Source organism: Paraburkholderia sp. RL17-347-BIC-D, from assembly GCF_046027915.1.
Classification (GTDB): Bacteria; Pseudomonadota; Gammaproteobacteria; order Burkholderiales; family Burkholderiaceae; genus Paraburkholderia.
The window spans coordinates 1-453 of record NZ_JARESS010000247.1 but is presented as its reverse complement, the minus strand read 5'-3'; the positions used below and the strand labels follow the sequence as shown (position 1 = coordinate 453).

1 protein-coding gene is annotated in these 453 nt (G+C 60.5%); it reads right to left on the bottom strand.

All coding sequences use genetic code 11. The annotated features are described in order from the left end of the window. On the bottom strand, positions 1-449 hold a 449-nt coding region (locus P0D96_RS48405), incomplete at its 3' end, for a LysR family transcriptional regulator (protein WP_408321466.1). Positions 450-453: the final 4 nt, after the last annotated feature.

The following is a 453-nucleotide window of genomic DNA, read 5'->3' as shown; positions in this document are numbered from 1 at the left end:
CCAAAACGCACCGCAAGGTCAAATCCATCTGCCACGAGGTCGCCGACGTCGTCGCGCATGATGAGTTCGAGCGAGAGGTCAGGATGATGTGCCAGAAAATCTGGCAATCTTGACGCCAGCACCGTCCTTGAAAAGAACGGGTCAACGTTGACGCGAAGCTTTCCCTGCACGACGTTCGCCGAACCCGATGCCGCTGAAGCCGCCTCTTCGATGCCGGTCAGGTGCGGGCCAACCGCTTCATATAGACGCCTCCCTTCGTCGGTCAGTGTTTGCGAGCGCGTCGTTCGGTCAAGCAGCCGCACCCCCACCCGCTTTTCGAGACGTGAAACGGCACGGCTAACGCCCGATGGCGACAAGCCGAGAGCATCTGCTGCGCGCACGAAACTGCCGCTCTCGGCGACTGCGGCGAGTACGGTGATGCCAGAAAACAGCCGACCATCAAATGTCATGCCC